This window comes from Streptomyces crystallinus (genome assembly GCF_039521265.1).
Lineage (GTDB): Bacteria > Actinomycetota > Actinomycetes > Streptomycetales > Streptomycetaceae > Streptomyces > Streptomyces crystallinus.
This window is the reverse complement of the sequence record NZ_BAAACA010000005.1, coordinates 94,484-119,934: the sequence shown is the minus strand read 5'-3', so window position 1 is coordinate 119,934 and position 25,451 is coordinate 94,484. Positions and strand designations below refer to the sequence as shown.

The 25,451-nt window shown below is 71.0% G+C and carries 23 protein-coding genes; 12 read left to right on the top strand and 11 right to left on the bottom strand.

The annotated features are described in order from the left end of the window. Nucleotides 1-56: 56 nt before the first annotated feature. The 5 genes from ABD236_RS03500 to ABD236_RS03480 form a co-directional block, all read right to left on the bottom strand. Nucleotides 57-527, bottom strand: a complete 471-nt coding sequence (locus ABD236_RS03500; RefSeq protein ID WP_344069949.1) for a restriction endonuclease — start codon at nucleotides 525-527, stop codon at nucleotides 57-59. Between the two features lie 643 nt (nucleotides 528-1,170). Further along, on the bottom strand, nucleotides 1,171-1,641 hold the full coding sequence (locus ABD236_RS03495; protein WP_344069947.1) for an NUDIX domain-containing protein: 471 nt from the start codon (nucleotides 1,639-1,641) through the stop codon (nucleotides 1,171-1,173). Nucleotides 1,642-1,645: 4 nt separating this feature from the next. After that, nucleotides 1,646-2,386 (bottom strand): helix-turn-helix domain-containing protein, encoded by a 741-nt coding sequence (locus tag ABD236_RS03490; RefSeq protein ID WP_344069945.1) that lies wholly within the window; start codon nucleotides 2,384-2,386, stop codon nucleotides 1,646-1,648. A 653-nt stretch (nucleotides 2,387-3,039) separates the two neighbouring features. After that, a complete protein-coding gene (locus ABD236_RS03485; protein WP_344069943.1) occupies nucleotides 3,040-3,936 on the bottom strand; it encodes an NAD(P)-dependent oxidoreductase in 897 nt (298 codons plus the stop codon). 95 nt (nucleotides 3,937-4,031) lie between these two features. After that, nucleotides 4,032-4,547 (bottom strand): Lrp/AsnC family transcriptional regulator, encoded by a 516-nt coding sequence (locus tag ABD236_RS03480; RefSeq protein WP_344069941.1) that lies wholly within the window; start codon nucleotides 4,545-4,547, stop codon nucleotides 4,032-4,034. Nucleotides 4,548-4,591: 44 nt separating this feature from the next. On the opposite strand from ABD236_RS03480, the gene ABD236_RS03475 reads away from it, so the two are divergent. Both ABD236_RS03475 and ABD236_RS03470 read left to right on the top strand, forming a co-directional pair. Next, nucleotides 4,592-5,524: an NAD-dependent epimerase/dehydratase family protein gene (locus tag ABD236_RS03475; protein WP_344069938.1), complete on the top strand. Its 933-nt coding sequence runs from the start codon at nucleotides 4,592-4,594 to the stop codon at nucleotides 5,522-5,524. A 1-nt stretch (nucleotide 5,525) separates the two neighbouring features. Next, nucleotides 5,526-6,401, top strand: a complete 876-nt coding sequence (locus ABD236_RS03470) for an aldo/keto reductase (RefSeq protein WP_344069936.1) — start codon at nucleotides 5,526-5,528, stop codon at nucleotides 6,399-6,401. Between the two features lie 12 nt (nucleotides 6,402-6,413). On the opposite strand, the gene ABD236_RS03465 is transcribed toward ABD236_RS03470, so the two are convergent. From ABD236_RS03465 to ABD236_RS03455, 3 genes are all read right to left on the bottom strand, one after another. Then, complete coding sequence (locus ABD236_RS03465) at nucleotides 6,414-6,764, bottom strand: hypothetical protein (protein ID WP_344069934.1); 351 nt, start codon at nucleotides 6,762-6,764, stop codon at nucleotides 6,414-6,416. Between the two features lie 11 nt (nucleotides 6,765-6,775). Continuing rightward, on the bottom strand, nucleotides 6,776-7,549 hold the full coding sequence (locus ABD236_RS03460) for a DUF2127 domain-containing protein (RefSeq protein ID WP_344069932.1): 774 nt from the start codon (nucleotides 7,547-7,549) through the stop codon (nucleotides 6,776-6,778). Nucleotides 7,550-7,621: 72 nt separating this feature from the next. Continuing rightward, on the bottom strand, nucleotides 7,622-9,010 hold the full coding sequence (locus tag ABD236_RS03455) for a cation:dicarboxylate symporter family transporter (protein WP_344069930.1): 1,389 nt from the start codon (nucleotides 9,008-9,010) through the stop codon (nucleotides 7,622-7,624). A gap of 171 nt (nucleotides 9,011-9,181) precedes the next feature. On the opposite strand from ABD236_RS03455, the gene ABD236_RS03450 reads away from it, so the two are divergent. The 6 genes from ABD236_RS03450 to ABD236_RS03425 all read left to right on the top strand — a co-directional run bounded on the left by ABD236_RS03450 (nucleotide 9,182) and on the right by ABD236_RS03425 (nucleotide 15,518). Next, a complete protein-coding gene (locus ABD236_RS03450; RefSeq protein ID WP_344069928.1) occupies nucleotides 9,182-10,774 on the top strand; it encodes a sensor histidine kinase in 1,593 nt (530 codons plus the stop codon). Beyond that, a complete protein-coding gene (locus ABD236_RS03445) occupies nucleotides 10,771-11,463 on the top strand; it encodes a response regulator (RefSeq protein WP_344069926.1) in 693 nt (230 codons plus the stop codon). Before ABD236_RS03450 ends, ABD236_RS03445 begins: the two co-directional genes overlap by 4 nt. 115 nt (nucleotides 11,464-11,578) lie before the next feature. Then, a complete protein-coding gene (locus ABD236_RS03440) occupies nucleotides 11,579-12,937 on the top strand; it encodes an extracellular solute-binding protein (protein ID WP_344069924.1) in 1,359 nt (452 codons plus the stop codon). An 89-nt stretch (nucleotides 12,938-13,026) separates the two neighbouring features. Continuing rightward, nucleotides 13,027-13,869: a carbohydrate ABC transporter permease gene (locus ABD236_RS03435; RefSeq protein WP_344070111.1), complete on the top strand. Its 843-nt coding sequence runs from the start codon at nucleotides 13,027-13,029 to the stop codon at nucleotides 13,867-13,869. Continuing rightward, complete coding sequence (locus ABD236_RS03430) at nucleotides 13,866-14,711, top strand: carbohydrate ABC transporter permease (protein ID WP_425543808.1); 846 nt, start codon at nucleotides 13,866-13,868, stop codon at nucleotides 14,709-14,711. Before ABD236_RS03435 ends, ABD236_RS03430 begins: the two co-directional genes overlap by 4 nt. A gap of 156 nt (nucleotides 14,712-14,867) precedes the next feature. Continuing rightward, complete coding sequence (locus ABD236_RS03425; protein WP_344070109.1) at nucleotides 14,868-15,518, top strand: helix-turn-helix domain-containing protein; 651 nt, start codon at nucleotides 14,868-14,870, stop codon at nucleotides 15,516-15,518. A gap of 278 nt (nucleotides 15,519-15,796) precedes the next feature. Here ABD236_RS03425 and ABD236_RS03420 read toward each other — a convergent pair whose 3' ends face one another. Then, nucleotides 15,797-16,822: an ATP-dependent 6-phosphofructokinase gene (locus tag ABD236_RS03420; protein WP_266983967.1), complete on the bottom strand. Its 1,026-nt coding sequence runs from the start codon at nucleotides 16,820-16,822 to the stop codon at nucleotides 15,797-15,799. A gap of 386 nt (nucleotides 16,823-17,208) precedes the next feature. On the opposite strand from ABD236_RS03420, the gene pta reads away from it, so the two are divergent. The 4 genes from pta (at nucleotide 17,209) to ABD236_RS03400 (ending at nucleotide 23,476) form a co-directional block, all read left to right on the top strand. After that, nucleotides 17,209-19,296 (top strand): phosphate acetyltransferase, encoded by a 2,088-nt coding sequence (pta, locus tag ABD236_RS03415; protein WP_344069917.1) that lies wholly within the window; start codon nucleotides 17,209-17,211, stop codon nucleotides 19,294-19,296. Beyond that, nucleotides 19,293-20,516 (top strand): acetate kinase, encoded by a 1,224-nt coding sequence (locus ABD236_RS03410; protein ID WP_344069915.1) that lies wholly within the window; start codon nucleotides 19,293-19,295, stop codon nucleotides 20,514-20,516. The genes pta and ABD236_RS03410 overlap by 4 nt, the downstream gene beginning before the upstream one ends. 101 nt (nucleotides 20,517-20,617) lie before the next feature. Further along, entirely contained in the window at nucleotides 20,618-22,048 is a 1,431-nt protein-coding gene (pyk, locus tag ABD236_RS03405; protein WP_344069913.1) for a pyruvate kinase, read from the top strand. 204 nt (nucleotides 22,049-22,252) lie between these two features. Further along, entirely contained in the window at nucleotides 22,253-23,476 is a 1,224-nt protein-coding gene (locus ABD236_RS03400) for a D-alanyl-D-alanine carboxypeptidase family protein (RefSeq protein ID WP_344069911.1), read from the top strand. 87 nt (nucleotides 23,477-23,563) lie between these two features. On the opposite strand, the gene ABD236_RS03395 is transcribed toward ABD236_RS03400, so the two are convergent. Both ABD236_RS03395 and ABD236_RS03390 read right to left on the bottom strand, forming a co-directional pair. Further along, complete coding sequence (locus tag ABD236_RS03395; protein WP_344070107.1) at nucleotides 23,564-24,892, bottom strand: hypothetical protein; 1,329 nt, start codon at nucleotides 24,890-24,892, stop codon at nucleotides 23,564-23,566. Next, the gene (locus tag ABD236_RS03390; protein WP_344069909.1) at nucleotides 24,882-25,424 is read right to left on the bottom strand and encodes a DUF6114 domain-containing protein; all 543 of its coding nucleotides are present in this window, start codon (nucleotides 25,422-25,424) and stop codon (nucleotides 24,882-24,884) included. Before ABD236_RS03390 ends, ABD236_RS03395 begins: the two co-directional genes overlap by 11 nt. Nucleotides 25,425-25,451: the final 27 nt, after the last annotated feature.

Genomic DNA, 25,451 nt, shown 5'->3' with positions numbered 1-25,451 from the left:
GCTGGCGACCGCGTTCGAGGGGAGCGCGCTGTCGGGTGGCCGCGACCTGGCTACCGTCACCGCAAGCCGTACAAGGCGATGAGGCGGGGCCTGCGGGCAAGGAGCGTTTCCAAGTGGCTCTCGGGCCAGAGCTCCACGAAAGGGGCGGTTCCAGTTTCGTTGTGCCTCTCCGCCCAGGCGATGGCATCAGCCGAGAATCGCCCACTCGTCGCGATAATCAAGGTGCGCACCACGGGTGGCTCCCACACCTTCGTCGCTGCCACCGTCGCCGCGATGTCCGGCAGGCCGACGGACTTGGCACTCCAGTGCTTGGCCTGCACGATGACTCGTTCGGTCCGGGTACGGCCGGTACTGAGTGGAATCACGCGGTCCATCGAAAGGTCACGACCCCGGTCCGCCGCCCGCGTGTGTGACAGCCACTGCACGTTGTGATGCTCCGGGAAGCTGCGAAGCAGGTCGAACAGAAGCCGTTCAAAACCATCGGCGTCCAGTCGGCTCCAGGCCAGTGGTGTGGCCACGGATTCCATGCGCCCTTCCGGTTCCGGAGTGATCCGGCGCCTTCTCAGGCTGGCGGAGGCGACTCGTACACGGGTCGGGGCAAAGTTTGCGGCGTCACTTGGCTGGGACCTCGCGAGCGAGGTCTGCGCCTCCGGCTGCGACTGGTGGCCGGGTGCGGTGGTGGCATCCGCCCCCTTGGGTGGCCATGACGCGGGCTCGCGTTCAGGAAAGTGGCGCCGTCTCCGGATGAGCAACCGAAGGAACGCGGGACCCGCACCGAAGAGCACGGCAAACGTGATCGACGCCAGTAGCGCGTCCAGCCATCGGGGCATCGGGGCGGCTGTCGACTGGTTGCTCGTGCCGATCGCAAGAGCCGTCACGCAGGCGAAACCGACCGTCGTCCAAAACGCCCAGTCCCGATGTAGCGGCTGGTCATAGATCCGCAACGCTGCGTTACGTCTCTTGCTTTCTGGCGGAGGCGATAGGCCTGCGGCCCTGTCCATGTATCCACTGTGCCTCCATCCGACCCACCGAGCCGGTATTCGCCCCTGTTGCTCGTTAGATGCTCCAAGGACGACGGACAAGTCCTGCGAACCGGATCCGATCACGCAGCTTTGCCCGGCGAGCCGACCGGCTGTGTCGGACCGCCACAGCGTCCACGGGCCTGCCCCTCTAGCCCAGATATGGCGTCGGCCGGTTCGCCAGGAAGTGCTGGAGCCGGAGCCGCTGGGTGTGGTGTATCGCCAGGGAGTCCAGCTCGGCCGGGGCCACGAAGCGAAGGTCCGTGCTCTCGTCGGAGACGGCCAGCGTCCCTCCGGTGATGCGTGCCGTGAAGCACACGTTGAACTGCCGGCGCACTTCCCCGTCGCTGTACGCGATGACGTGGCGCGGATCGGTGTACGTCCCGACAAGCCCGGTGATCTCGACGTCCAGCCCGGTCTCCTCCTTGACCTCCCGCACAGCCGCACCGGGCAGCGAGTCACCCATCTCCATCCCGCCGCCCGGCAACGCCCATAGTCCGTTGTCCCGCCGCCGCTGGAGCAGGATGCAGCCTTGATCGTCCGTAACAACGGCCGAGGCTGCCACGACCAGGCTGTTGGGCTCCGGAGCACCGGGGTCGTCGTAGAACTCGGTTCGGGCCATGGGCTCACTCTTCCACGGGTTCGGCAGTGGCCCACACGGCACTGAAACTGTCGGCGTACGTGTCGAACATGCCACCTGAGCCGTGACGCCGCAGATGCCACACAGGTGCCCGGTATGCATTGACGCCCCACATGTGCGCGTTGACCAATACTTGATCGTCAGCGCGGTACAGGCTGTTGTAAAGCGTCGTCCCGTGGGTACGCACCTCGATGCCCTGCACCGCCGTCAGCGGCCGGAAGTGCATGAGGGCGAGGCGGCAGCGGGTCTCGATCCCGTGGCCGAACTCCTCTTCCATGCCGCGCTGTCGCACGTTGACGCTGTCTGCGTCACCCACCGCGATACGGACCGTGCACCCTGCGGCCGCCCGCTCCCGCAGGAGATCGTTGAGCTTCGGATACGCCTCGTGCAGGAACACCGCAGCGTAGACAAGGACGTCGACACGCTCCCGCGCCGACGCCAGGAGATCCACGAACAGGGATACGGGCAGGTCTGCCCGCTGGTCGTACACAGCGACCAGTTCGGGACTGACCTTCTGGGCCGCCCGCGACTGCCGGAGCGCAGGCCAGAGTGCGTGCACGTCCTCTCCCAACACCTCGGCGGCCTTCAGTGCCGTTGCCCGTCGCGGAACGCGTCCCAGGTTCACCCACCGCTCAACGCTCTTGGGATCGACTCCCGTCACGCGGCCCAGGTCTGCGTGCGTCCATCCACCTGACGTCATGACGGCTCGCAGTCGCTCGTTCGGCATGGCCGCCCTCTCCCAAGTTGCGGTAACTCAGGGGACGTTCTACCCGCTGTGGGACGTCCCGAAGTGGGAAACGTACGGGGTTCCCCCGTCCGGTTGACCAGCGGGAGGCTCACCGGACCGAAGCGCGTGAAGGGACGGTGTGCTGGTGTCTGACAGGGAGATGTCGCAGTGGAGAGGTGGATGGGACCGGGCCACAGCGGCCGCCGAAATGTTGAAGGGTGCGCTCGGGGCCATCGGGGCGCCGGAAAACACCAGGGAGCGGCTACGGCCCGTCGTGAGCGGCCGGGGAACGCCATGGGTTGAGGTAGGCATGATTCCCGCCGGGCTGGCGGAGAGGGTCGCGGAAGTTCTGAGGGCCGGGTCCGGACAAGCGGTCTCATCGGCGGGGGAACGGGACCCGGCGTAGCCGTCGGCAGGCTCTCCGCCCCAATGCGGGGGGGAGCCGGGAAATTCACCCCGGCACCCCTCGCGTAGGCCTTGCCCCGCGTCCCTCAAGGACAGGGCCCGCGGCCCCTGTTGCCCGCGTCTTTGGTCGCTGCGGCGGCCGTACCCCCTAGGGGCGCGGGGAACTGCGCGACCAGCCACCCACGGTCTGCGGACGAAATGCCCGGCCGCCCGCCAGAGGGCTTCAGGGAAGGGGCGGGGTGGGGGAATCAAGCGGTGCGGACCTCGTCCACCGTCCTCGACCAGTCGTCACCCCCGTACCCCTTCCCCACCGACCGCCCCGCGATCGTCCGGACCGCCTCCAGGACCGTCACGTCCAGGCCCCGGCGGCGCGCCGTGTGCAGGATGTGGTCGATCCCCGCCGTCTCCATCGCCAGGTTCCCGAGCGTCCCGGGGTGTGAGCCCGCGTCGACATGCCCCGCCATCGCCCCCGCCAGCGGCGGCAGGATCGAGGAGATCGTGTCCAGGAACGGGGCGAGTTCCACAGCCTTCACCCCGTCCGCCCCCGCCAGGGCGAACGCGTGGACCAGCCCCGACATCGCCGTGTAGAAGAAGTCGAGCATCGCCAGGTCGTACACCGCCGCCAGCCCCGCGTCCTCCCCCAGGAACTCCGCCCGGCCGCCGAGCGCCCGCAGCACGTCCTCGTACTCCGCGAACACCGCTCGGTCACCGCTGTACAGCACCAGCGCCTCGGCGGTCCCGACCACCGGCGTCGGGACCAGCACCGAACCGTCGAGGTAGGGAATGCCGTGCTCGGCCGCCCACACCGCCGCCGACCGCGACCGCTCCGGGGTGTCCGAGGTCAGGTTCACCAGCACCCGCCCGCCCCCGAACGCCCCCGCCTGCGCGAGCGGCCCGAGCACCGCCTCCGCCGCGTCGTAGTCCACCAGCGACACCACAGTCAGCGCGCTCGCCCGCACCGCCTCCGCCGCGCTCGGCGCATGCACGGCGCCCCGGGCCACCAGTTCGTCGCCGCGTCCGGCCGTACGGTTCCAGATCGTCGTCGCATACCCGGCCGCCAGGAACGCGCCCGCCAGCGCGCGCCCCATATTGCCCAGGCCAATCACACTTACCGTTTCGGTCTTCTTGGAAGGCAAAGTCGTCATGGGGCGATCCTTCGTCCGCCACCAACTCCCCACAAGTACCGACTTAATTGTCAGATACGCACCACCCGGTAAGCATCCAGCTCAGCCGCCCGCCCCTACCCCGGCGGCAGCAACGGCTTCCCGCCCACCGGCGACGACAGCACGATCGACGTCGTCGTCCGGCCCAGCGCCGACACCTCCCCCAGCACCTCCTCCAGGTGCGCCGTGTCCACCACCGCCACCTTGATGATCCAGCAGTCCTCCCCCACCACGTGGTGGACCTCCCGGACCTCCTCGCGCTCCATCAGCTCCAGTGTCCTGGGGTGCTTCAGGGTGTAGCCGCCGTGCGGGTTGACCCGGATGAACGCCTGGATGCCATAGCCGAGGCGCGCCGCGTCGACCCTCGCCCCGTACCCCGTGATCGCCCCGCCCGCCTCCAGCCGCCGCAGGCGTTCCGTGACCGCCGCCGGGCTCAGCCGCACCCTGCGGCCCAGCTCGCTCAGCTTGATCCGGCCCTCCGACTGGACCAGTTCCAGCAGCTGCCGATCCACCTGATCGAAGGCCGCTGAGGAATCGTGGGTCAGCGCCCTTGAACTCCGTGGTTCCTTCGGTACCGCCGCCAGTTCTCCCATGTTTCCCCCTTCAGGATGCCGCCCGCCAACGTAACACTGTGTGCATGACATTCGACAGGACAGCGAACTCCCGAAACGTGCTGGTCATCGGCGGGAACCGCTACTTCGGCAAGCGGCTGATCTCCCGACTCGTCACCGCCGGTGACCACGTCACCGTACTGAACCGGGGGTCCGCGCCACCCCCGCCCGGCGTGGAACACCTCGTCGCCGACCGCGACGACGAGGCCGCCCTCGAAGCCGCCCTCGGCGAGCGGACGTTCGACGTCGTCTTCGACCAGGTCTGCTACACCCCGCGCCAGGCCGCCACCGCCCGCCGCGTCTTCGCCCACCGCACCCGCCGCTATGTGATGACCTCGACGGTCGAGGTGTACGAGTACGAGGACTCGGCCGCCCCCGTGGGCGAGAGCGCCGTCGAGCCGTCCACCGTCGCGGTCGACGAGGAAATCCCCTGGCACGAGCCGGAGTTCCTCGACGCCCACTACGGCGACGGCAAGCGCCAGGCCGAGGCCGTGTTCGCCGCCGCGCCCGCTTTCCCGTACGTCTCCGTCCGCGTCGCCCACGTCCTCGGCGGCGCCGACGACTTCACCGGACGCATCGCCCACTACGCCGACCGGCTGCGCGCCGGCGAGCCCATCGCCGTGCCCGCCCCCAACCACCCCGCCACCTACATCAACGTCGACGAGATCGCCGACTTCCTGTTCTGGGCGGGCGGGCAGGACTTCACCGGGCCCGTGAACGCCGCCTCGCACGGCCCGCTCACCACCGAGGACATCGTGGCCGCGATCGGCGGCGGGCCTGCCCGCTATCGGACCGTCGAGGTCGGGGAGGTCTCCCCGTTCTCCTTCCGGCGCTCGTACGGCATGGACAACACCCGCGCCGAGCGGCTCGGCTTCACCTTCTCGCACACCAAGGACTGGCTCACCGACGCCGTGGCACAGACGCTCTCGGCCGGCAAGGCCGACAAGGGGGGCAACTGATATGCGATATCGCGCTCTTGGCGACCTCAAGGTCAGCGCCATCGGTTACGGCGCCATGCCCCTGTCCATCGAAGGGCGGCCCGACGAGGCCCGCGCCCTCGCCACCGTCCACGCCGCGCTCGACGCGGGCGTGACCCTGCTCGACACCGCCGACTCGTACTACGCCCCCGGCGGCGAGCCCGGCCACAACGAGCTGCTGCTCGCCCGCGCCCTCGTCTCGTACGGCCGCCCCACCGACCACGTCCTCGTCGCCACCAAGGGCGGGCGCGGGCGCACCGACGACGGGGACTGGAGCGTGGACGGGCGGCCGGAGCATCTCAAGCGCGCCGCGAAGGCGTCGCTGCGGCGGCTCGGCACCGATGCCATCGGGCTGTACCAGCTGCACAAGCCCGACCCCGCCGTCCCGTACGCGGACTCGCTCGGCGCGCTGCGCGAGCTGACCGACGAGGGCACGGTCCGGCTCGTCGGGATCTCCAACGCCGACACGGAGCAGATCCTGCTGGCCCGGGACATCCTCGGGGAGCGGCTGGTGTCCGTGCAGAACCGGTACTCCCCCGCCGTCCGCGACGCCGAGCCCGAGCTGCGGCTCACCGCCGAGCTGGGGCTCGCGTTCCTGCCGTGGAGCCCGCTCGGCGGTATCTCGCGCAGTTCGCTGGACGGCGCCTCGGCCGTCGCCGCCGACCCCGCGCACCAGGCCTTCCACACGGTCGCCCGCGAACGCGGTGTCAGCCCGCAGCGGATCGCGCTGGCCTGGCTGCTGGCCCGCTCCCCGAACGTGGTCCCCATTCCGGGCGGCAGCCGCCCCGAGTCCGTACGGGACTCGGCGGCGGCCGCCGATCTGGTCCTCAGCGACGAGGAACGGGCTCTGCTGCCCTGAGACGCACGTGGCTCAGGCGCGGCGCCGGCGGACCCTGCGGACGATCAGCCAGATCACCAGGACCACGAACGCCACGAAGAGCAGGAAGATCACCAGCAGGAAGATGCCCAGCTTCTTGAGGAAGCCCTTCTTCTTTTTCTTCTTCTTGGGCTTGGCGAGGGTCACATGGTCGGCGTGCCCGGACGTCTGGTGCGCCGCAGGCGCCGCCGGCGCGGCGGCGGGCGCGAGCGCGCCGGACGCGGGCTGCGCGGACACCGTGCGCACCACCGCCTGCGGCGCCGCCTCGGCCGCCGCCGGGGCCACCAGGGCCGTGCCCAGGAGCAGGGCGATCACCACGGCGAACTTCTTGCTCGTATTGCTCATTCGGCTTCCTTTCACGTCGTCCGCACCGCGAGGCCGGCCGTCGCCTCGACCTCCATCAGCGACGCGCTGTGCCTCTCCGCCTCAAAGGCTGCCCGCCCTCCGCGCAGGCCGAACAGGCGCTTGGAGAGCAGGATGTAGAGCACGGCGAGGATGTTGAGCCCCAGCGTGACGATCTTGAGGTAGCTGATCTTCTCGGTGAGCTCGTAGATCTCCAGCGGCAGGAACGCCGCCGTGGCCACCACGGTCAGGTACTCCGCCCAGCGCTCGGCCCGCCACAGCCCGACGGCCTCGACGATCTCGATCAGCGCGTACACGAGGAGCGCCGCCGCCACCGCCACCAGCGTGGAGTGCTTGTAGCCGAAGGACTTCTGGATGGTGCCCACCACGGGCGAGTGGTCGAGGTCGTAGTGGAAGTGCTGGAACACCGGGCGGAAGACGTCCAGGTTCTCGTCGAAGAGCCGGCGCACCGCGTCCTGGCTGTTGCTGAACTTCCACACCGCGGCCGCCACCAGGACGATGAACACACCCCGGACCAGCCGCTCCACGGCCAGGAACCGCAGGATGAACAGATCCCGCAGCACCTTGCCGCGCGGCACCAGCGGCGCGTCGGCGGCGGGCCCCGCGCCGTGCGGGGCGCCCAGCGCGAAGTCGCCGCAGCGCAGACAGCGCCAGGCCTCGCCCAGCCCGGTGTGGGCGCGCAGCCGCTCGCGCAGCTCCGCCTCGCTCGGCTCGTACGTCACATGGCCCTTGCGCGCGCAGGTGCGCCGGTCCCAGTCGATCTTCATTACGCTCGCTCTCCCCGTCACCCGCTTCCGGACGGACGCCCCGCACCGTAGTGGACACCTGTCCGGACGCCGTCAGCGGGTGGCGGGTTCCCGTGCCTCGGGAACGTCCGGGGCGGTGGCGTCCTTGGCAAGGGTGACCTGCGGCTCCCGGGCCGCCGCGTGCGGGTCGCTCGCCGCGAACGCCAGCTCGTCGAACGGGGCCCGTCCGGCCAGCACCTCCTCGACCCGCGCCGTGTCGATCTCCTTGGTCCAGGTGCCCACCAGGACGGTGGCGACCGCGTTGCCCGCGAAGTTGGTCAGCGCCCTCGCCTCGCTCATGAAGCGGTCGATGCCGACGATCAGGCCGACGCCGTCGACGAGTTCGGGGCGGTGCGACTGGAGGCCGCCGGCCAGGGTCGCCAGGCCCGCGCCGGTGACCCCGGCCGCGCCCTTGGAGGCGACGATCATGAACAGGAGGAGCGAGATCTGCTGTCCGGCGCTCAGCGGGTCGCCCATGGCGTTGGCGATGAAGAGCGAGGACATCGTGAGGTAGATCGCGGTGCCGTCCAGGTTGAAGGAGTAGCCGGTGGGCACCGTGATGCCCGCCACCGACCGGCTCACGCCCAGGTGCTCCATCTTGGCGATCAGCCGGGGCAGCGCCGTCTCGGAGGAGGAGGTGGAGAGGATCAGCAGGAACTCGCGGCCCAGGTACTTCAGCAGCCGGAAGATGTTCACCCCGGCCAGCAGCCGCAGCAGCGTGCCGAGGACCACGAAGACGAAGAGCGCACAGGTGATGTAGAAGCCGACCATGATGACGGCCAGCGACTTCAGGGCGTCCGTGCCGGTCTCGCCGACCACCGCCGCGATGGCGCCGAACGCGCCGACCGGCGCCGCCCACATCACCATCGACAGGATCTTGAAGACCAGCTTCTGGATGTGCCCGACGCCGCGCAGGACCGGCTCGCCCGCCGAGCCCATCGCCTGGAGCGCGAAGCCGACGAGCAGCGCTATCAGCAGGGTCTGCAGGACCTGGCCCTCGGTGAAGGCGGAGACCATCGTCTTGGGGATGATCCCGAGCAGGAAGTCGGCCGTCGACTCGCTGGCGCCCGCCGCCTGCTTGGCGCCCGCGTGCCGGGTCGCCTCGGTCAGATGCAGTCCGGAGCCGGGCTCCAGGATGTTGCCGACGACCAGGCCGATGGCGAGCGCCACGGTCGACATCACCATGAAGTAGCCGAGCGCGAGTCCGCCGACCGCGCCGACCTTGGCGGCCTTGCGGACCGATCCGACGCCGAGCACGATCGTGCAGAAGATGATCGGCGAGATCATCATCTTGATCAGGTTCACGAAGCCGGTGCCGATCGGCTTGAGCTCGACGGCCACCCCGGGGGCGGCGAAGCCCACGGTGATGCCGATCAGCACCGCGCCGATGACGGCGAGATAGAGATAGTGCGTCCGGTCGCGCCTGGCGGCTGCTGCGGTCACGGGGGTGCCTCCTCCTGCGTCCGTACGCGTCCCACGTACGGGCGGCTGTGTCCCGATGGCTCGATGGATCCCCGCGACTATCGCCCAGGCTGTGACGCCGGTCACGCTTGCGTACATTTCGTTCACGCCGCTTGTCCGAACGGTGACCCGCGCGGGTGCACACTGTCCGGCATGCGCATACCCCGTCCCCGCAGCCTCGCGGGCCAGCTCTTCGCCATGCAGGTGGTGCTGGTCGCGGCGATCGTGGCGGGCTGCGCGCTCTACTCGTACGTCCAGGACCGCGCCCAGGCGGAGGAGACCGCCCGGCGCCAGACCACCGCGATCGCGACCGCCGTCGCCACCTCGCCGGCGGTGGTGGAGGCGGTCCGCTCCCCGGACCCGACGGCGGTCCTCCAGCCGTACGCGGAGACCCTGCGGCACACCTCCGGCGTGGACTTCGTGGTGGTGCTCGCGCCGGACGGGACCCGCTGGACGCACCCGGTGCCCGGCGAGATCGGCCGCAAGTACCTCGGCGACATCCGGCCCGCGCTGCGCGGCGACACGTTCAGCGAGACGCACATGGGCGTGCTCGGCCCTTCCGTACGGGCCGTCTCGCCGGTGCGCGACCACGGCCGGATCACCGCCCTGGTCAGCGCGGGCATCACCATCGACAGGATCAGCGAGCAGGTGCGCCGGCAGGTGGCGGCGCTGCTCGCGGTCGCCTCGGGGGTGCTGGCCTTCGGCGGCCTCGGCACGTATGTGATCAACGCACGGCTGCGGCGGCACACCCACGGCATGAACGCGGCCGAGCTGAGCCGGATGCACGACTACCACCAGGCCGCGCTGCACGCGGTGCGCGAGGGGCTCCTGATGCTGGACGGGCAGCGCAGGATCGCGCTCATCAACGACGGCGGCCGGGAGCTGCTGGGGCTCGGCGAGGACGCGGTGGGCCGGTCGGTGGCCGAGCTCGGGCTGCCCGCGCCGCTCGCCGGGGCGCTCCTGGCGAGCGAGCCGAGGGCGGACGAGGTCCATATGACGGCCGACCGGATCGTGGTGGTCAACACCCGCCCGGTCTCCAGCGGCGGCCGCCGGGGCACCGTGGTGACCCTGCGCGACCACACCGAGCTCCAGGCCCTGTCGGGCGAGCTGGACTCCGAGCGCGGCTTCACCCAGGCGCTGCGGGCGCAGGCGCACGAGGCGGCGAACCGGCTGCACACGGTGGTCTCGCTGATCGAGCTGGGCCGGGTCGAGGAGGCCGTGGAGTTCGCCACCGCCGAGCTGGAGCTCGCCCAGGCCCTCACCGACCAGGTCGTCACCGCCGTCGGCGAGCCGGTGCTCGCCGCGCTGCTGCTCGGCAAGGCGGCCCAGGCCAACGAGCACGGCGTCGAGCTGAGCCTGACCGAGGGCAGCGCCATCGAGGACGGGCTGCTGCCGCCCGCCCTCGCCCCGCGCGACCTGGTCACGGTCCTGGGCAACCTGGTGGACAACGCGGTCGACGCGGCCCAGGGCAGTGCGGGCGCCCGGGTCGCGGTCACCCTCACCACCGAGGCCGAGGAGCTGGTCCTGCGGGTCGCTGACAGCGGGCGCGGAGTCGATCCGGCCGCCGTGGACGCCGTCTTCGAGCGCGGCTGGTCCACCAAGAGCCCGGGGCGCGGCATCGGCCTGGCGCTGGTGCGGATGACGGTCGCGCGGCACGGGGGAAGCGTGGCGCTGGCCCAGGGGCCGTACGGGGGCGCCGAGTTCACCGTACGGCTGCCGCTGAGCGGTGGGGCGGTGCGGGTATGACCGGCGACGCGGGGCCCATCAGAGTGCTGGTCGTCGAGGACGACCCGGTCGCCGCCGACGCGCACCGGCTCTACGTGGGCCGGGTGTCCGGCTTCACGGTGACCGGGACCGCCCACTCGCGGGCCGAGGCGCTGCGGGTGCTGGAGCGCGTCGAGGTCGACCTGCTGCTGCTCGACCTCTATCTGCCGGACGGGCACGGCCTCCAGCTGGTGCGCTCGCTGCGGGCGGCCGGGCACGGCGCCGACGTCATCGCGGTGACCTCGGCGCGCGATCTGACGATGGTGCGCGAGGGCGTCTCGCTGGGCGTGGTGCAGTACGTCCTGAAACCCTTCACCTTCGCCACCCTGCGCGACCGGCTGGTGCGGTACGCCGAGTTCCGCGCGACCGCCGGGGAGGCCAGCGGGCAGGAGGAGGTCGACCGGGCGCTGTCCACCCTGCGCGCCCCGCAGCCCACGGCCCTGCCGAAGGGGCTCAGCGCGCCCACGCTCCAGGCGGTGACCCGCACCCTGCGCTCCTCGGCGACCGGTCTCACCGCTTCGGAGGCCGCCGAGGAGGTCGGCATCTCCCGCATCACCGCACGCCGCTATCTGGAGCATCTGGTCACCACGGGACGCGCCGAGCGGACCCCGCAGTACGGCCAGATCGGCCGCCCGGAGCTCCAGTACCGCTGGGTCGACTCCCGTCGCTGACAGGCGACTTGACGGTACATCAGCTGATCTTCGGGCGCGACGGGCCCCATTGACCATGCCCCGGGGCGGCTTTACGTTCACCGGGCAGCCATTCGTGGCCCGAGGAGGTCGTGCCGTGCGCCCCACCGCCGTTGCCCCGCTGGTCCTCGCCACCGCGCTCACCGCCGGTTCGCTCGCCGCGTGCGGCGGCGGCTCCGGCGGTGACTCCGACACCGTCAAGGTCGCCTACAACCGCTCCACCGACAACAAGGTCCGCTTCAAGGACGACTTCCTGGAGTCGGTGAAGCAGCAGTACGAGAGGGACCACCCCGGCAAGAAGGTCAAGCTCGTCCCCATCCAGGCCCCGGACAACGACTACGCCACCAAGGCCCAGCAGATGATGCGCTCGGGCAAGACCGCGCCGGACCTGGTCTACGAGGACACCTTCCGTATCAACTCGGACATCAAGGCCGGCTACTTGAGACCGCTGGACGACCAGCTGGCCACCTGGGACGCCTGGAGCCGCTTCGTGCCCACCGCGAAGACGGCGGCCAAGGCGGAGGACGGCAGGACCTACGGCGTCCCCGACGGCACCGACACCCGGGGCCTGTGGTTCAACAAGCGGATCCTCGCCAGGGCGGGCCTGCCCACCGACTGGCAGCCGAGGAACTGGGCGGACATCCTCGACGCCGCCCGCACCATCAGGAAGAAGGTCCCCGGGGTCATCCCGCTCAACGTCCTGACCGGCAAGGCGGTCGGCGAGGCGGCGGTGATGCAGGGCTTCGAGATGCTGCTGTACGGGACCGGCGAGAACCCGCTGTACGACCCCGCCGCCAAGAAGTGGGTCACCGGTTCGCAGGGCTTCAAGGACGCGCTCGACTTCGTACGGACGGTGTACGCGGAGAAGCTCGGCCCCGATGTCTCCGACGCGCTCGACCCCAACGTCAACACCCGGGTCGGCACCGAATGGCTGCCCGAGGGCAAGCTGGCGATCGCGCTGGACGGCTCGTGGCTGGGCCAGTTCTGGAGCGGCAGGGGCACCAAGGACTGGCCGCAGTGGTCGAGCGTGCTGGGACAGGCCGCGATGCCGACCAAGGACGGCCAGGCACCCGGCCGGGTCTCCATGTCCGGCGGCTGGACCTGGGCGATCCCCAAGAAGGCCAAGAACCCCTCGCTGGCCTGGGAGTTCGTCAAGCTGATGCAGACGCCGGCCAACGCGGTGAAGTGGAGCGTGGCGGACGCGCAGATCGCGGTGCGCGACGACGTGGCGAAGGACCCGGCGTATCTGCGCTCGACCCCGGGCATCGACTTCTTCACCGGCCTGGTCAAGTACACCCACTACCGCCCGGCGCTGCCGGTCTACCCGCAGGTCTCCACGGCGATCGGCGAGGCGATGGAGGCGGTGACGACGGGTGACTCCTCGGCGGCCGAGGCGGCCAGGGCGTACGACAAGCAGCTGGGCACGATCACCGGGGGCGCGGTGACGTCACGGTGAGGGACGCGGCACGTACGCACCCGGGCCGGGCGGGCGGCGCGGTCGGAACGGGCAGGAAAGGCGGACCGGGTGCCCGGCGGCGCACACTCCTGCGCTGGCTCCCCCTCACCCCCGCCACCCTCCTCCTGCTGCTCTTCCTCGCCGGGCCGATCGGCTACTGCGTCTACATCGCCTTCACCGACATGCAGCTGACCGGCTCCTCCGGCACCAGCTTCGTCGGGTTCGACAACTTCCGGCGGGCGTTCGCCGACCCGGGCTTCCGCAACGCCGTATGGCTCACGCTGGTGTTCACCGTGCTCTCCTCGATCGTCGGGCAGAACACCCTGGGCCTCGCGCTGGCCGCGCTGATGCGGCGCGCCTCGCGGCCGGTGCGCACGCTCACGGGGACGCTGGTCATCGCGGCCTGGGTGCTGCCGGAGATCGTCGCCGCGTTCCTGCTGTACGCGTTCTTCCGCCGTGAGGGCACCCTCAACGCCCTCCTCGCATGGCTCCATCTGCCCACCCAGGACTGGCTCTTCGGCCTGCCGGTCCTGGCGGTCTCGTTCGCCAACGTCTGGCGCGGCACCGCCTTCTCCATGCTGATCTACTCGGCCGCGCTCGCCGAGATCCCCCAGGAGATCACCGAGGCGGCGGAGGTGGACGGCGCGAGCGGGCTGCGCCGGCTGTGGCACGTCACGCTGCCGATGATCCGCCGCTCCATCGGCACCAACCTGATGCTCAACACCCTCCAGACGCTCTCCGTGTTCGGGCTGATCTGGGCGATGACCCGGGGCGGCCCGGGCCGGCGCAGCCAGACGCTGCCGGTGTTCATGTACGACCAGGCGTTCGTGAAGAGCCTCATCGGGTACGGGACGGCGGTGGCGCTGCTGCTGCTTGTGGTGGGGGCGCTGTTCTCGGTGGTCTATCTGCGGCTGATGAGGGTGGAGGTGTGAGGGTGCGCCGACGTCCGACGCGCCGCCGGACCCGGGAGCGGCTGGCCGCCGACGCGGCGCTGCTGGCGGTCGCGGCCGCGTTCGCGCTGCCGCTGCTGTGGCTGCTGTTCTCCTCGCTGGACGCGGACGCGGATCTGCGCGTACGGGTGCCGGGTTCCCCCACCCTGGACAACTTCTCCGCCGTGTGGACCGACGAGGTCACCTTCACCCCGATGCTCAACAGCCTGGTGCTGTGCGGCGGCGCGACGGCCCTGACGGTGGTGTGCGCGGTCCTCGCCGCCTACCCCCTCTCCCGCTACCGCTCCCGGCTGACCCGCCCGTACCTGCTGACCGTCCTGTTCACCACCTGTCTGCCGATCACGGCGGTGATGGTCCCGGTGTACGGGCTGTTCGTGCAGGTCGACCTGATCGACACGGTCTACGGCACGGCCCTGTTCCTGGCCGCCGCCCAGCTCCCGTTCGCCATCTGGCTGATGAAGAACTTCATGGACGGGGTGCCCCGGGTCCTGGAGGAGGCGGCGTGGACCGACGGGGCGTCGATGCCGCAGACGCTGTGGCGCGTGGTGCTGCCGCTGATGGGGCCGGGCGTCCTGGTGGTGACGATCTACACCTTCATCATGCTGTGGGGGAACTTCTTCGTCCCCTTCATGCTCCTGCTCTCCCCGGACCGCCTGCCCGCCTCGGTCTCGATCTTCACCTTCTTCGGCAACTACGGCTCGGTGGTGTACGGGGAGCTGGCCGCCTTCTCGATCCTCTACTCGACGCCGGTGCTCCTGTTGTACGTGGCCATCGCGGGCCGTCTGGGCGGCGGGTTCGCGCTGGGCGGGGCGGTCAAGGGCTGAGGTCAAGGGGTCCGGGGCCGGTCGTGACCCACCCGATAAATGGAGCCGTACCTTCCTACGGACTGACAGGTTTGGGCGAACACACCGTGGTCAGCCGTCACCCTGTGCACCTACGGTGTGCGCGTGCACCCCACCCCGCCGTTCAACGCCCCCGCGATGCGCCGTCTGCGCGAGGCGCTGGGCATGGCGCCCGGCCATGTCGCCTACGGCCTGTACGCCCAGTACGGGCTGCGGGTCTCGCCCGAGACCGTCTCCTCCTGGGAGCGGGGCCTGGGCACGCCCGACTCCCGTGAGCTGACCGCGCTGGCGGGAGTGCTGTGGTGCTCCCCGGGCGATCTGATGGCGGCGGCGGCCACGCTCCGCGAACACCGGATGGCGGGCGGCCTCAGCGCGGAGGACCTGGCCCGGCGCGTCGGCCTCGACGTGTCCGCCTACCTCCGGATGGAGGAGTCCGGGCGCTGGCGGGGCAACGAGCGGCAGTCGCAGGCGCTGGCGGAGGCGCTGCACCTGTCGCTGCGGGACTACATCACGGCGACGGGCCAGCACGAGGATCTGGCCGAGCTCCTGCGCAGCGCGGTGACCACCCGCTGGCAGGCCTACGTCCGCCCCGCCGCCAAACTCCTCCCCCTCCCGCGCCACCACCTCCAGGACGTCCTGGAGCAGCTCCACACGGACTACCAGGGCCGCATGGTCTCCACGATGAGCTGGGGCACGACGGGTTCGTCGGCGGAGCCGACGGCGGGGGACGCGGGCCGCGACTTCCTGGACCACATAGTGGACCACTTCTGGGCCCTGGCCCAGGTGTAGCTGCCCGGCCTTTGTCTGCGGCTGAGTGGCGGGCTGGTCGCGCAGTTCCCCGCGCCCCTAGGGGGTCGGCCGCAGCCGGAAAACCCAGCTCAGCCACAGGCTTTCAGGGGCGCGGGGAACTGCGCGAGAAGCGGCCACGGCCCGCAGACGAAAGCGGGTTTAGGGGCGCGGGGAACTGCGCGGGAAGCGGCCACCGGTCCGCAGACAAACGCCCAGCGGGAGCCGCAGGCCGTCGCAGCGGGCCGCAGGCCGTCGCGGGGGTCATGGGGGCAGAGCCCTCAGAAGACCGACTCGGCCTCGAACATGCGCCCCGCCGGCACCGTCTTCAGCTCCGTCACCGCCGAAGCCAACGGCGCCATCACCACATCCGTCCCCCGCAACGCGGTCATGTTCCCAAAGTCCCCCCGGTGCACGGCCTCCACCGCGTGCCACCCGAACCGGGTCGCGAGGACCCGGTCGTACGCGGTCGGCACGCCGCCGCGCTGGACGTGGCCGAGGATGACCGGCCGGGCCTCCTTGCCCAGGCGCCGCTCCAGCTCGATGGCCAGCCGGTTCCCGATGCCCGCGAACCGCTCGTGACCGTACTGGTCGATCGCGCCCTTCTCGTACGGCATCGCGCCCTCCGCGGGGTGCGCCCCCTCGGCGACGCAGATCACCGCGAACTTCTTGCCGCGCGCGAACCGCTCCTCGACCATCTTGACCAGGTCGTCGACCTCGAAGGGCCGCTCGGGCAGGCAGATGCCGTGCGCGCCGCCCGCCATGCCGGACTCCAGCGCGATCCAGCCCGCATGCCGCCCCATGACCTCGACGACCATCACGCGCTGGTGCGACTCGGCGGTGGTCTTCAGCCGGTCGATGGCTTCCGTCGCGACCATGACGGCCGTGTCGAAGCCGAAGGTGCGGTCGGTCGCGGAGATGTCGTTGTCGATGGTCTTCGGCACGCCGACCACCGGCATCCCGGCGTCGGAGAGCATCCGGGCCGCCGTCAGCGTGCCCTCGCCGCCGATCGGGATGAGCGCGTCGATGCCGTAACGGCGGGCCAGCTCGGCGCAGTTCTCGGCGGCCTCGCGCAGCCGGGCGCGCTCCAGGCGGGCCGAGCCGAGGATGGTGCCGCCGCGCGCGAGGATGCCGGAGACGGAGTCCAGGTCGAGCGGGCGGAAGTGGCCGTCGAGCAGGCCCTTGAAGCCGTCCTCGAAGCCGATCACCTCGTCGCCGTGGCCGGTCAGGGCCCGGTGCACGACCGACCGGATCACTGCGTTCAGGCCCGGGCAGTCGCCGCCCGCGGTGAGGACTCCGATGCGCATCGTGACTCTGTCTCCTGCTCTGTCGTGCCGTGCCCGCCGACCGCGAGGAACCGGGCCGACGACCCGATTGTCACACGCACCTCAGGGCACCCGCCCTCCCAGCGCCACCCCACTGCTCCGCCCGAAGGCCTTTCGCCCCCGGGGTCCGGGCCCTTCTGCCCGCAGGGTCCGGACCCGTCCGTCCACTGCATCCGGGACCTTGGTCCCCACCTCCGCCCGGCGGGCGCTTTAACCACCCGCAGAGGTATTGTCAAGAGGGCGAGGCTGCCCCGCCGCGATTTTTTTCGCGCCCGAACAGCCCGCCCGACCAGCCCGCCAGGACGATGTTCCGTACGACCGGCCCAGCACGACGAAGACCGAGACGAAGACAGAACGGGAGAGCACGCGTGACGCGCAGCGTGTACGTGACCGGGATCGACCGGGGGGACGGCCGCCAGGTCGTCGAGCTGGGAGTCATGGAGCTCCTGACCCGCCAAGTGGACCGGGTCGGCGTCTTCCGTCCCCTGGTGCACGACGGCCCGGACCGCCTCTTCGACCTGCTCCGCGCCCGCTACCGGCTGTCCCAGGACGCCGCGACGGTGTACGGGATGGACTACCACGAGGCCTCCGCGCTCCAGGCCGAGCGCGGCACCGACGAGCTGGTCTCCCAGCTCGTCGAGCGCTTCCACAAGGTCGCCCGCGACTACGAGGTGGTGCTCGTCCTCGGCACCGACTTCGCCGCCACCCAGCTCCCGGACGAGCTGTCGCTCAACGCCCGCCTCGCCAACGAGTTCGGCGCGTCGGTGATCGCGGTGGTCGGCGGCAAGGGCCAGCCCGCCGAGTCGGTGCGCGCCGAGGCCCGCAACGCCCACCGCGCCTACCAGGCGCTGGGCTGCGACGTGCTCACGATGGTCGTCAACCGGGTGAACCCGCAGGACCGCGAGGGCATCGCGGAGCATCTGAGGGCCCAGCTGCCGGTGCCCTGCTACGTACTGCCCGACGAGCCCGCGCTGGCCGCGCCGACCGTCGCCCAGATCACCTCGGCGCTCGGCGGCACGGTCCTGCTCGGCGACGACGCCGGGCTCGCCCGGGACGCGCTGGACTTCGTCTTCGGCGGCGCGATGCTGCCGAACTTCCTCAACGCCCTGACGCCGGGCTGCCTGGTGGTGACCCCGGGCGACCGCGCCGACCTGGTGGTGGGCTCGCTGGCCGCGCACAGCGCCGGGACGCCTCCGATAGCCGGCGTCCTGCTGACCCTGGACGAGCGGCCCGGCGAGGCCATCCTCAAGCTCGCCGACCGCCTCGCGCCCGGCACCCCGGTGGTCGCGGTGAGCGGCGGTTCCTTCCCGACGGCCGGCGAGCTCTTCGCCCTCGAGGGCAAGTTGAACGCCTCCACCCCGCGCAAGGCGGAGACCGCGCTCGGCCTCTTCGAGCGGCACACCGACACCGCCGACCTGCTGGCCCGGATGTCGGTGGCCCGCAGCGGCCGGGTCACCCCGATGATGTTCGAGCACGAGCTCCTCGAGCAGGCCCGGGCCGACCGCCGCCGGGTGGTGCTCCCCGAGGGCGCCGAGGAGCGGGTGCTGCGCGCCGCCGACGTCCTGCTGCGCCGCGACGTCTGCGACCTGACGCTGCTCGGCGAGGTGGAGGCCATCCGCAAGAAGGCCGCCGACCTCGGCATCGACGTCAGCCGGTGCGAGATCGTGGACCCGCACACCTCACCGCTGCGCCAGCGCTTCGCCGAGCGGTACGCCGAGCTGCGCGCGCACAAGGGCGTGACGGTGGAGCTCGCGTACGACGTCGTCGCGGACGTCAACTACTTCGGCACCCTGATGGTCCAGGAGGGCCGGGCCGACGGCATGGTGTCCGGCTCGGTGCACTCCACCGCCGCCACCATCCGCCCCGCCTTCGAGATCATCAAGACCAAGCCGGACGCCTCGATCGTGTCGTCCGTCTTCTTCATGTGCCTCGCCGACAAGGTGCTGGTGTACGGCGACTGCGCGGTCAACCCGGACCCGAACGCCGAGCAGCTGGCCGACATCGCGGTCCAGGCGGCCGCGACGGCGGCCCGGTTCGGCGTGGACCCGCGGATCGCGATGCTCTCGTACTCGACCGGCACCTCCGGCTCGGGCGCCGACGTCGACAAGGTCCGCGAGGCCACCAAGCTGGTCCGCGAGGCGCGCCCGGACCTCAGGATCGAGGGGCCGATCCAGTACGACGCGGCCGTGGAGCCCTCGGTGGCCGCGACCAAGCTGCCGGACTCGGAGGTGGCCGGGCAGGCCACCGTCCTGATCTTCCCGGACCTCAACACCGGCAACAACACCTACAAGGCCGTGCAGCGCTCGGCCGGCGCCGTGGCCGTGGGCCCGGTGCTCCAGGGTCTGCGCAAGCCGGTCAACGACCTCTCGCGCGGCGCCCTCGTCCAGGACATCGTCAACACCGTCGCCATCACGGCCATCCAGGCCCAGGCGCAGGCACAGGAGAGCTCCGCATGACCAGCACCGACCCGACCCCGTCGCGCGTCCTCGTACTCAACTCCGGCTCCTCGTCGGTGAAGTACCAGCTGCTCGACATGGCGGGCTCCACGCGTCTCGCGTCGGGCCTGGTCGAGCGGATCGGCGAGGAGACCTCCCGCCTGGTGCACACCCCGCTGACCGGCGGTGACAAGCGCGAGCTGACCGGCCCGATCGCGGACCACGGGGCCGCCCTCAAGGCGGTCTCCGAGGAGCTCGCCAAGGACGGCCTGGGCCTGGACTCGCCGGAACTCGCCGCGATCGGCCACCGGGTGGTGCACGGCGGGCTGAAGTTCAGCGCCCCGACCGTCATCACCGAGGAGGTCATGGCGGAGATCGAGCGGCTGGTCCCGGTCGCCCCGCTGCACAACCCGGCGAACATCACCGGCATCCGCACCGCGCAGGCGCTGCGCCCGGACCTGCCGCAGGTGGCCGTCTTCGACACCGCCTTCCACACCACGATGCCGGAGCACGCGGCCCGGTACGCGATCGACGTGGAGACCGCCGACGCGCACCGCATCCGCCGCTACGGCTTCCACGGAACCTCGCACGCCTATGTCTCGCGCGAGACGGCGAAGCTGCTCGGCAAGGACCCCTCCGAGGTCAACGTCATCGTGCTGCACCTGGGCAACGGCGCCTCGGCGTCGGCGGTGCGCGGCGGGGTGTGCGTGGACACCTCGATGGGGCTCACTCCGCTCGAAGGCCTGGTCATGGGCACCCGCTCGGGTGACATCGACCCGGCGGTGACCTTCCATCTGGAGCGGGTCGCCGGGATGTCCACGGACGAGATCGACGTTCTGCTCAACAAGAAGAGCGGTCTGGTCGGGCTCTGCGGCGACAACGACATGCGTGAGATCCGCCGCCGGATCGACGCGGGCGACCAGCGCGCGGCCCTCGCCTTCGACATCTACATCCACCGGCTGAAGAAGTACATCGGGGCCTACTACGCGGTGCTGGGCAAGGTGGACGCGGTCGCCTTCACCGCCGGGGTGGGCGAGAACGCGGCGCCGGTGCGCGAGGCCGCCGTGCTGGGTCTGGAGGAGCTGGGGCTCGCGGTCGACGGCGAGCTCAACGCCGTACGGTCCGACGCGCCGCGGCTGATCTCGCCGGAATACGCGCGGGTGGCCGTGGCAGTGGTACCCACGGACGAGGAGCTGGAGATCGCGACGCAGACGTACGCGCTGGTCCGGTCCGGAACCTGACAGCGACCGGTCCGGAGGCCACGCCTGAGCGCACCTCCGCCCATTTGTACATTCCACCAGACGGAATATTCCGGAGCGAAACAAACCGATAGGATCGCCTCATGCGCCGTTCCAAAATCGTCTGCACACTGGGCCCCGCCGTCGACTCCTACGAGCAGCTGACTGCTCTGATCGAGGCCGGTATGAACGTGGCCCGCTTCAACTTCAGCCACGGGTCCCAGGCAGAGCACCAGGAACGGTACGACCGTGTCCGCAAGGCCGCCGCGGACACCGGTCGCGCGGTGGGCGTGCTCGCCGACCTCCAGGGACCGAAGATCCGCCTGGAGACCTTCGCCGAGGGCCCCGTCGAGCTGGTGCGCGGTGACGAGTTCGTCATCACCACCGAGGACGTCCCGGGCGACAAGTCGATCTGCGGCACCACCTACAAGGGCCTGCCGGGCGACGTCTCCAAGGGCGACCCGATCCTGATCAACGACGGCAACGTCGAGCTCAAGGTGACCTCGGTCGAGGGCCCCCGGGTCAAGACCATCGTCATCGAGGGCGGTGTCATCTCCGACCACAAGGGCATCAACCTGCCCGGCGCGGCGGTGAACGTCCCGGCCCTGTCCGAGAAGGACGTCGAGGACCTGCGGTTCGCCCTGAGGATGGGCTGCGACCTGGTCGCCCTCTCCTTCGTCCGCGACGCCGACGACGTCAAGGACGTCCACAAGGTCATGGACGAGGTCGGCCGCCGGGTGCCGGTCATCGCCAAGGTGGAGAAGCCGCAGGCCGTCGAGCACATGGAGGGCGTCGTCATGGCGTTCGACGGTGTGATGGTGGCCCGTGGCGACCTCGCCGTCGAGTACCCGCTGGAGCGGGTCCCGATGGTGCAGAAGCGCCTCATCGAGCTGTGCCGCCGCAACGCCAAGCCGGTGATCGTGGCGACCCAGATGATGGAGTCGATGATCACCAACTCGCGCCCGACCCGCGCCGAGGCCTCCGACGTGGCCAACGCCATCCTGGACGGCGCGGACGCGGTCATGCTCTCCGCCGAGTCCTCGGTCGGCGCGTACCCGATCGAGACGGTCAAGACGATGTCCCGCATCGTCGAGGCGGCCGAGGAGGAGCTCCTCTCCAAGGGCCTCCAGCCGCTGGTCCCCGGCAAGAAGCCGCGCACCCAGGGCGGCTCGGTGGCCCGCGCGGCCTGCGAGATCGCGGACTTCCTGGACGGGAAGGCGCTGGTGGCGTTCACCCAGTCGGGTGACACCGCCCGCCGGCTGTGCCGCTATCGCACCGCGCAGCCGATCCTGGCCTTCACCACGGACGCCGGCACCCGCAACCAGCTGGCGCTGAGCTGGGGCGTCGAGTCGTTCGTCGTCCCGCACGTGGACAACACCGACGCGATGGTGGACCTCGTCGACGCGGAACTGCTCAAGCTCAAGCGGTACAACGAAGGCGACACCATGGTCATCACGGCGGGCTCGCCCCCCGGCGTCCCCGGCACCACCAACATGGTCCGCGTCCACCACCTGGGCAGCGGCCGACAGGGCTGATTCGTCCCGGCTTCGCGGGTACGAGGCGCGGGGCGGCACCACGGAACGGTCCGGGGCGCCGCCCTCGCGCGTACCCGGGCGGGGGCGCACGCGTGCGTACGCGCGTGCGCGGTACCCGCGTACGGGTCACCGCCTCCGGTCCGTTGCCCAGTCGCGGAGTGCCCGCAACAGGATCTACATATTCCGTGGGGTACGTTCGCGTTCATGCGTGCCCCGATAACTGTGCAGTTCAGCCGCCCGCTGGCCATCGCGGCCCTCACCGCGGCGGCGGTGGTCTCCGGTGTCGCCCCGGCGGCGGCCCACCCGGTGAAGCCGGGCACGCCCTCGCCCGGGAAGCCGAGCCCCGGGGTGCCGCGCGCCGGAGCCCCCAAGGTGCCGCCGCCGGTCATGTCCGCGTTCGGCGGCGAGCAGTTGGGCCGCCCCGGCCCCCAGACGGGCGAGGGCGCCCCCGCGCTGCCCCGTGACCTGTCCGCCCTGTCCTGGATGGTCTCGGACGCGGACACCGGCCAGGTGCTCGCCGCCAACAACGCCCACTGGCCGCTGCCGCCGGCCTCCACGCTCAAGATGCTCTTCGCGGACACAGTCCTGCCGGCGGTCCCGGGCACGGCGAGCCACAAGGTGGAACCGGCGGAGCTCACGGGCATGGGCGACGGCAGCAGCGCGGTCGGCGTCGTCCCGGGCCAGACGTATCTGGGGGCCGACCTCTGGCGCGGCGTCTTCCTGCGCTCGGGCAACGACGCGGTGCACGTGCTCGCGGCGATGAACGGCGGCGTCTCCAAGACGGTGACGGACATGCAGGCCAAGGCGGAGTCCCTCGGCGCCAAGGACACCCACGTCCGCAGCCCCGACGGCTACGACGCCGAGGGCCAGGTGTCCTCCGCGTACGACCTGACGCTGTTCCTGCGCTCGGGCCTGCGCAACAAGGACTTCAAGGAGTACTGCGCGACGGCGGACGCGAAGTTCCCCGGCGGCCCGAACACCAAGGGCAAGCCGTTCGGCATCTCCAACACCAACCGCATGCTCTCCGGCATCGGCGGCGTGCCCAAGTACCCCGGCCTGATCGGCGGCAAGAACGGCTACACGACCCACGCCGGCAACACCCTCGCGGAGGCCGCGACCCGCGACGGCCACACGGTCCTGGTGACGGTGATGAACCCCCAGGAGAACAAGCACGACAAGGTCTACACGGAGACCCGCGCCCTGCTGGACTGGGGCTTCGCGGCGATCGGCAAGGCCAAACCGATCGGCACCCTGGACCCGGCGAAGCCCTCCCCCGCCACCAGGCCGAAACCCGCCGCGGCGACGACGACGGACTCCTCGGGCCTGGGCGTCCTGGGCTGGACGGGCCTGGGCGCGGGGGCGGCGGTGGCCGCGGGGGTGGCGTACGTGGTGCTCAAGCGGCGACCGGAGAAGAGGCGACGGGTCTGAGGGCCGCCGGGCACGCGCCGTGGCCCGCACCGGATTCGGTGCGGGCCACGGCTCACTGCGGCTCCCGGACGGGTCTGGGTGGGACGGCTACTCGGGGTTGCCGTCCGTGATGTAGTTCTGCAGGCCCGGGATGGTGAGCGTGCCGCCGAACTGGCCGGCCTGGCGGACCGTCACATTGGTGAAGAACGCGGCCGGGACGTTCAGCGGGGGCGGGGTCTGCGGGGTGAACGTGATCGGGATGAGGCCGAAGAGGTTGCCCTTCAGCTCCTCCGTGTACATCGTCACCGTGCCGTTGCGGATCGTCGACTTGGAGCCCGCGCGCGCCTTGACGTGGGCGGTGGTCGGCTTGCCGTTCAGCTCCGGGCCGTAGACCAGCTGGTGCAGGTTGTCGATGTCCACCGTCTTCGCGGTGAACTTCAGGACCTTCTTGACCTTGCCGCTGCCCGTCTTGACCTCGACGATGCCCTCGTAGTCGAGGCCGCCCAGGGCGAGCATGGAGGTCTTGAGGATCCACGGCTGGTCCGGCAGCAGCGGCACGTCCGAGTCCAGCTTGGCGTTGGCCAGGGCCTTCGGGTCGGGGGTCGGGCACGGGAAGGGCTGCTTGGCCCCGTCGGGGATGGCGGTGTCCTTCTTCGGCTCCAGGCCCTTGGCGCTGTCCGCCAGGTCCTCGACCTTCTGGCCCGCCTGCTTCGCCGCGTCCCGGATCGCCTCGGCCGTCTTGTCCACGGTCTTGGTCACCGGCTTGGTGGCCGGCTTCGTCGCGGGCTTGCTCGGCGTGGTCCTGGGCGCCGGAGCCTTGGTGGTGGGCGTGGACGACGGGGTCGACGACGGCTTCGGGGTCCCCGGCGCCGCCGACTTGCTCGGGTGTACGCCCAGGATGTCGCCCAGCACGTCCCCGAGACCCAACGGGTCCAGCGGGTTGGTGGACTTGGTGGGCGCGGGCGTCGTGGAGGGCTTGGCCGTGGGTGCCTGGGTGGGCTTGGACCCGGAGGTGCCGGTGCCGGGCTGCTTGGCCGGGTCCGCCGACGGGGTGGTCGTCGGGGCCGGCTCCTTCGCCTTGTCGTCGGTCTTGTCCGAGGAAGAGGAGGACGACGGGCTCGGCGTGCTCGACTTGCTGGACGACGGGCTGGGCGACTTCGACGGGCTCGCCGACGCGCTCGGCTCGTCGGAGCGCGTCACACAGGGGCCCGGCGCGAACGGGATGTCCGTCTTGTCGTCCGCCATCGCCAGCTTGGGCGTGAGGCTCATCCCGACGAACATGGCCGTCGGCATGGCGGCCAGCGCCATCGCCTTGCCCGCGGGCATGTGCAGCTTGGTCAGCAGCGACTTCCTCGGGGCCGCGTGGCGCGGCCCGCCTCTCTCGCGGGATTTGTCGCCGCCTCCGGTCGAGTCCAGCTGCGTCTCGTCACCCCGCACTGTTCCTCCCGCCATTGGCGTCGACTGTCGTTTCGGTGCCGGCCTCGGCGGACCCCTCCTCGCGCGGGCCAGGGACGGTCCCACCGTCCGGCTCGTCGCCCGAGGGAGCGCCCGCGTCGGCACGCAGATCACGCCGCCGCGGCTTCGAGGGCACCCACGACAGCGCCAGCGCGCCGCCGAAGAGGGCGAGCAGGAAGCCCATCAGGAAGCCGCCGATGTTGGCGACGGGCAGGGAGATCAGCGCGAGCAGGATCGCCGCGACGCCCGCGAAGACCCGGACCTGCTGGTGGTACCAGATGGTCAGGCCGAGCGTCATCAGCAGGACGCCGATGATCAGCGAACCGGCGCCGGCCGTGGTGGACATGGCCAGCGTGATGTTCCCGAGGTGGAGATTGGCGTACGGGAAGTACGCGATGGGCACGCCACCGGCCATGGTGTACAGGCCCGCCCAGAACGGGCGGCTGCCCCGCCAGGCCCGGAAACGAAGCCGCCAGTAGGTGAAACCGCGGGAACCTGTGGTCTCGGCGCTCATGGAAAACAGCTCCCTGGTACCGCTGTT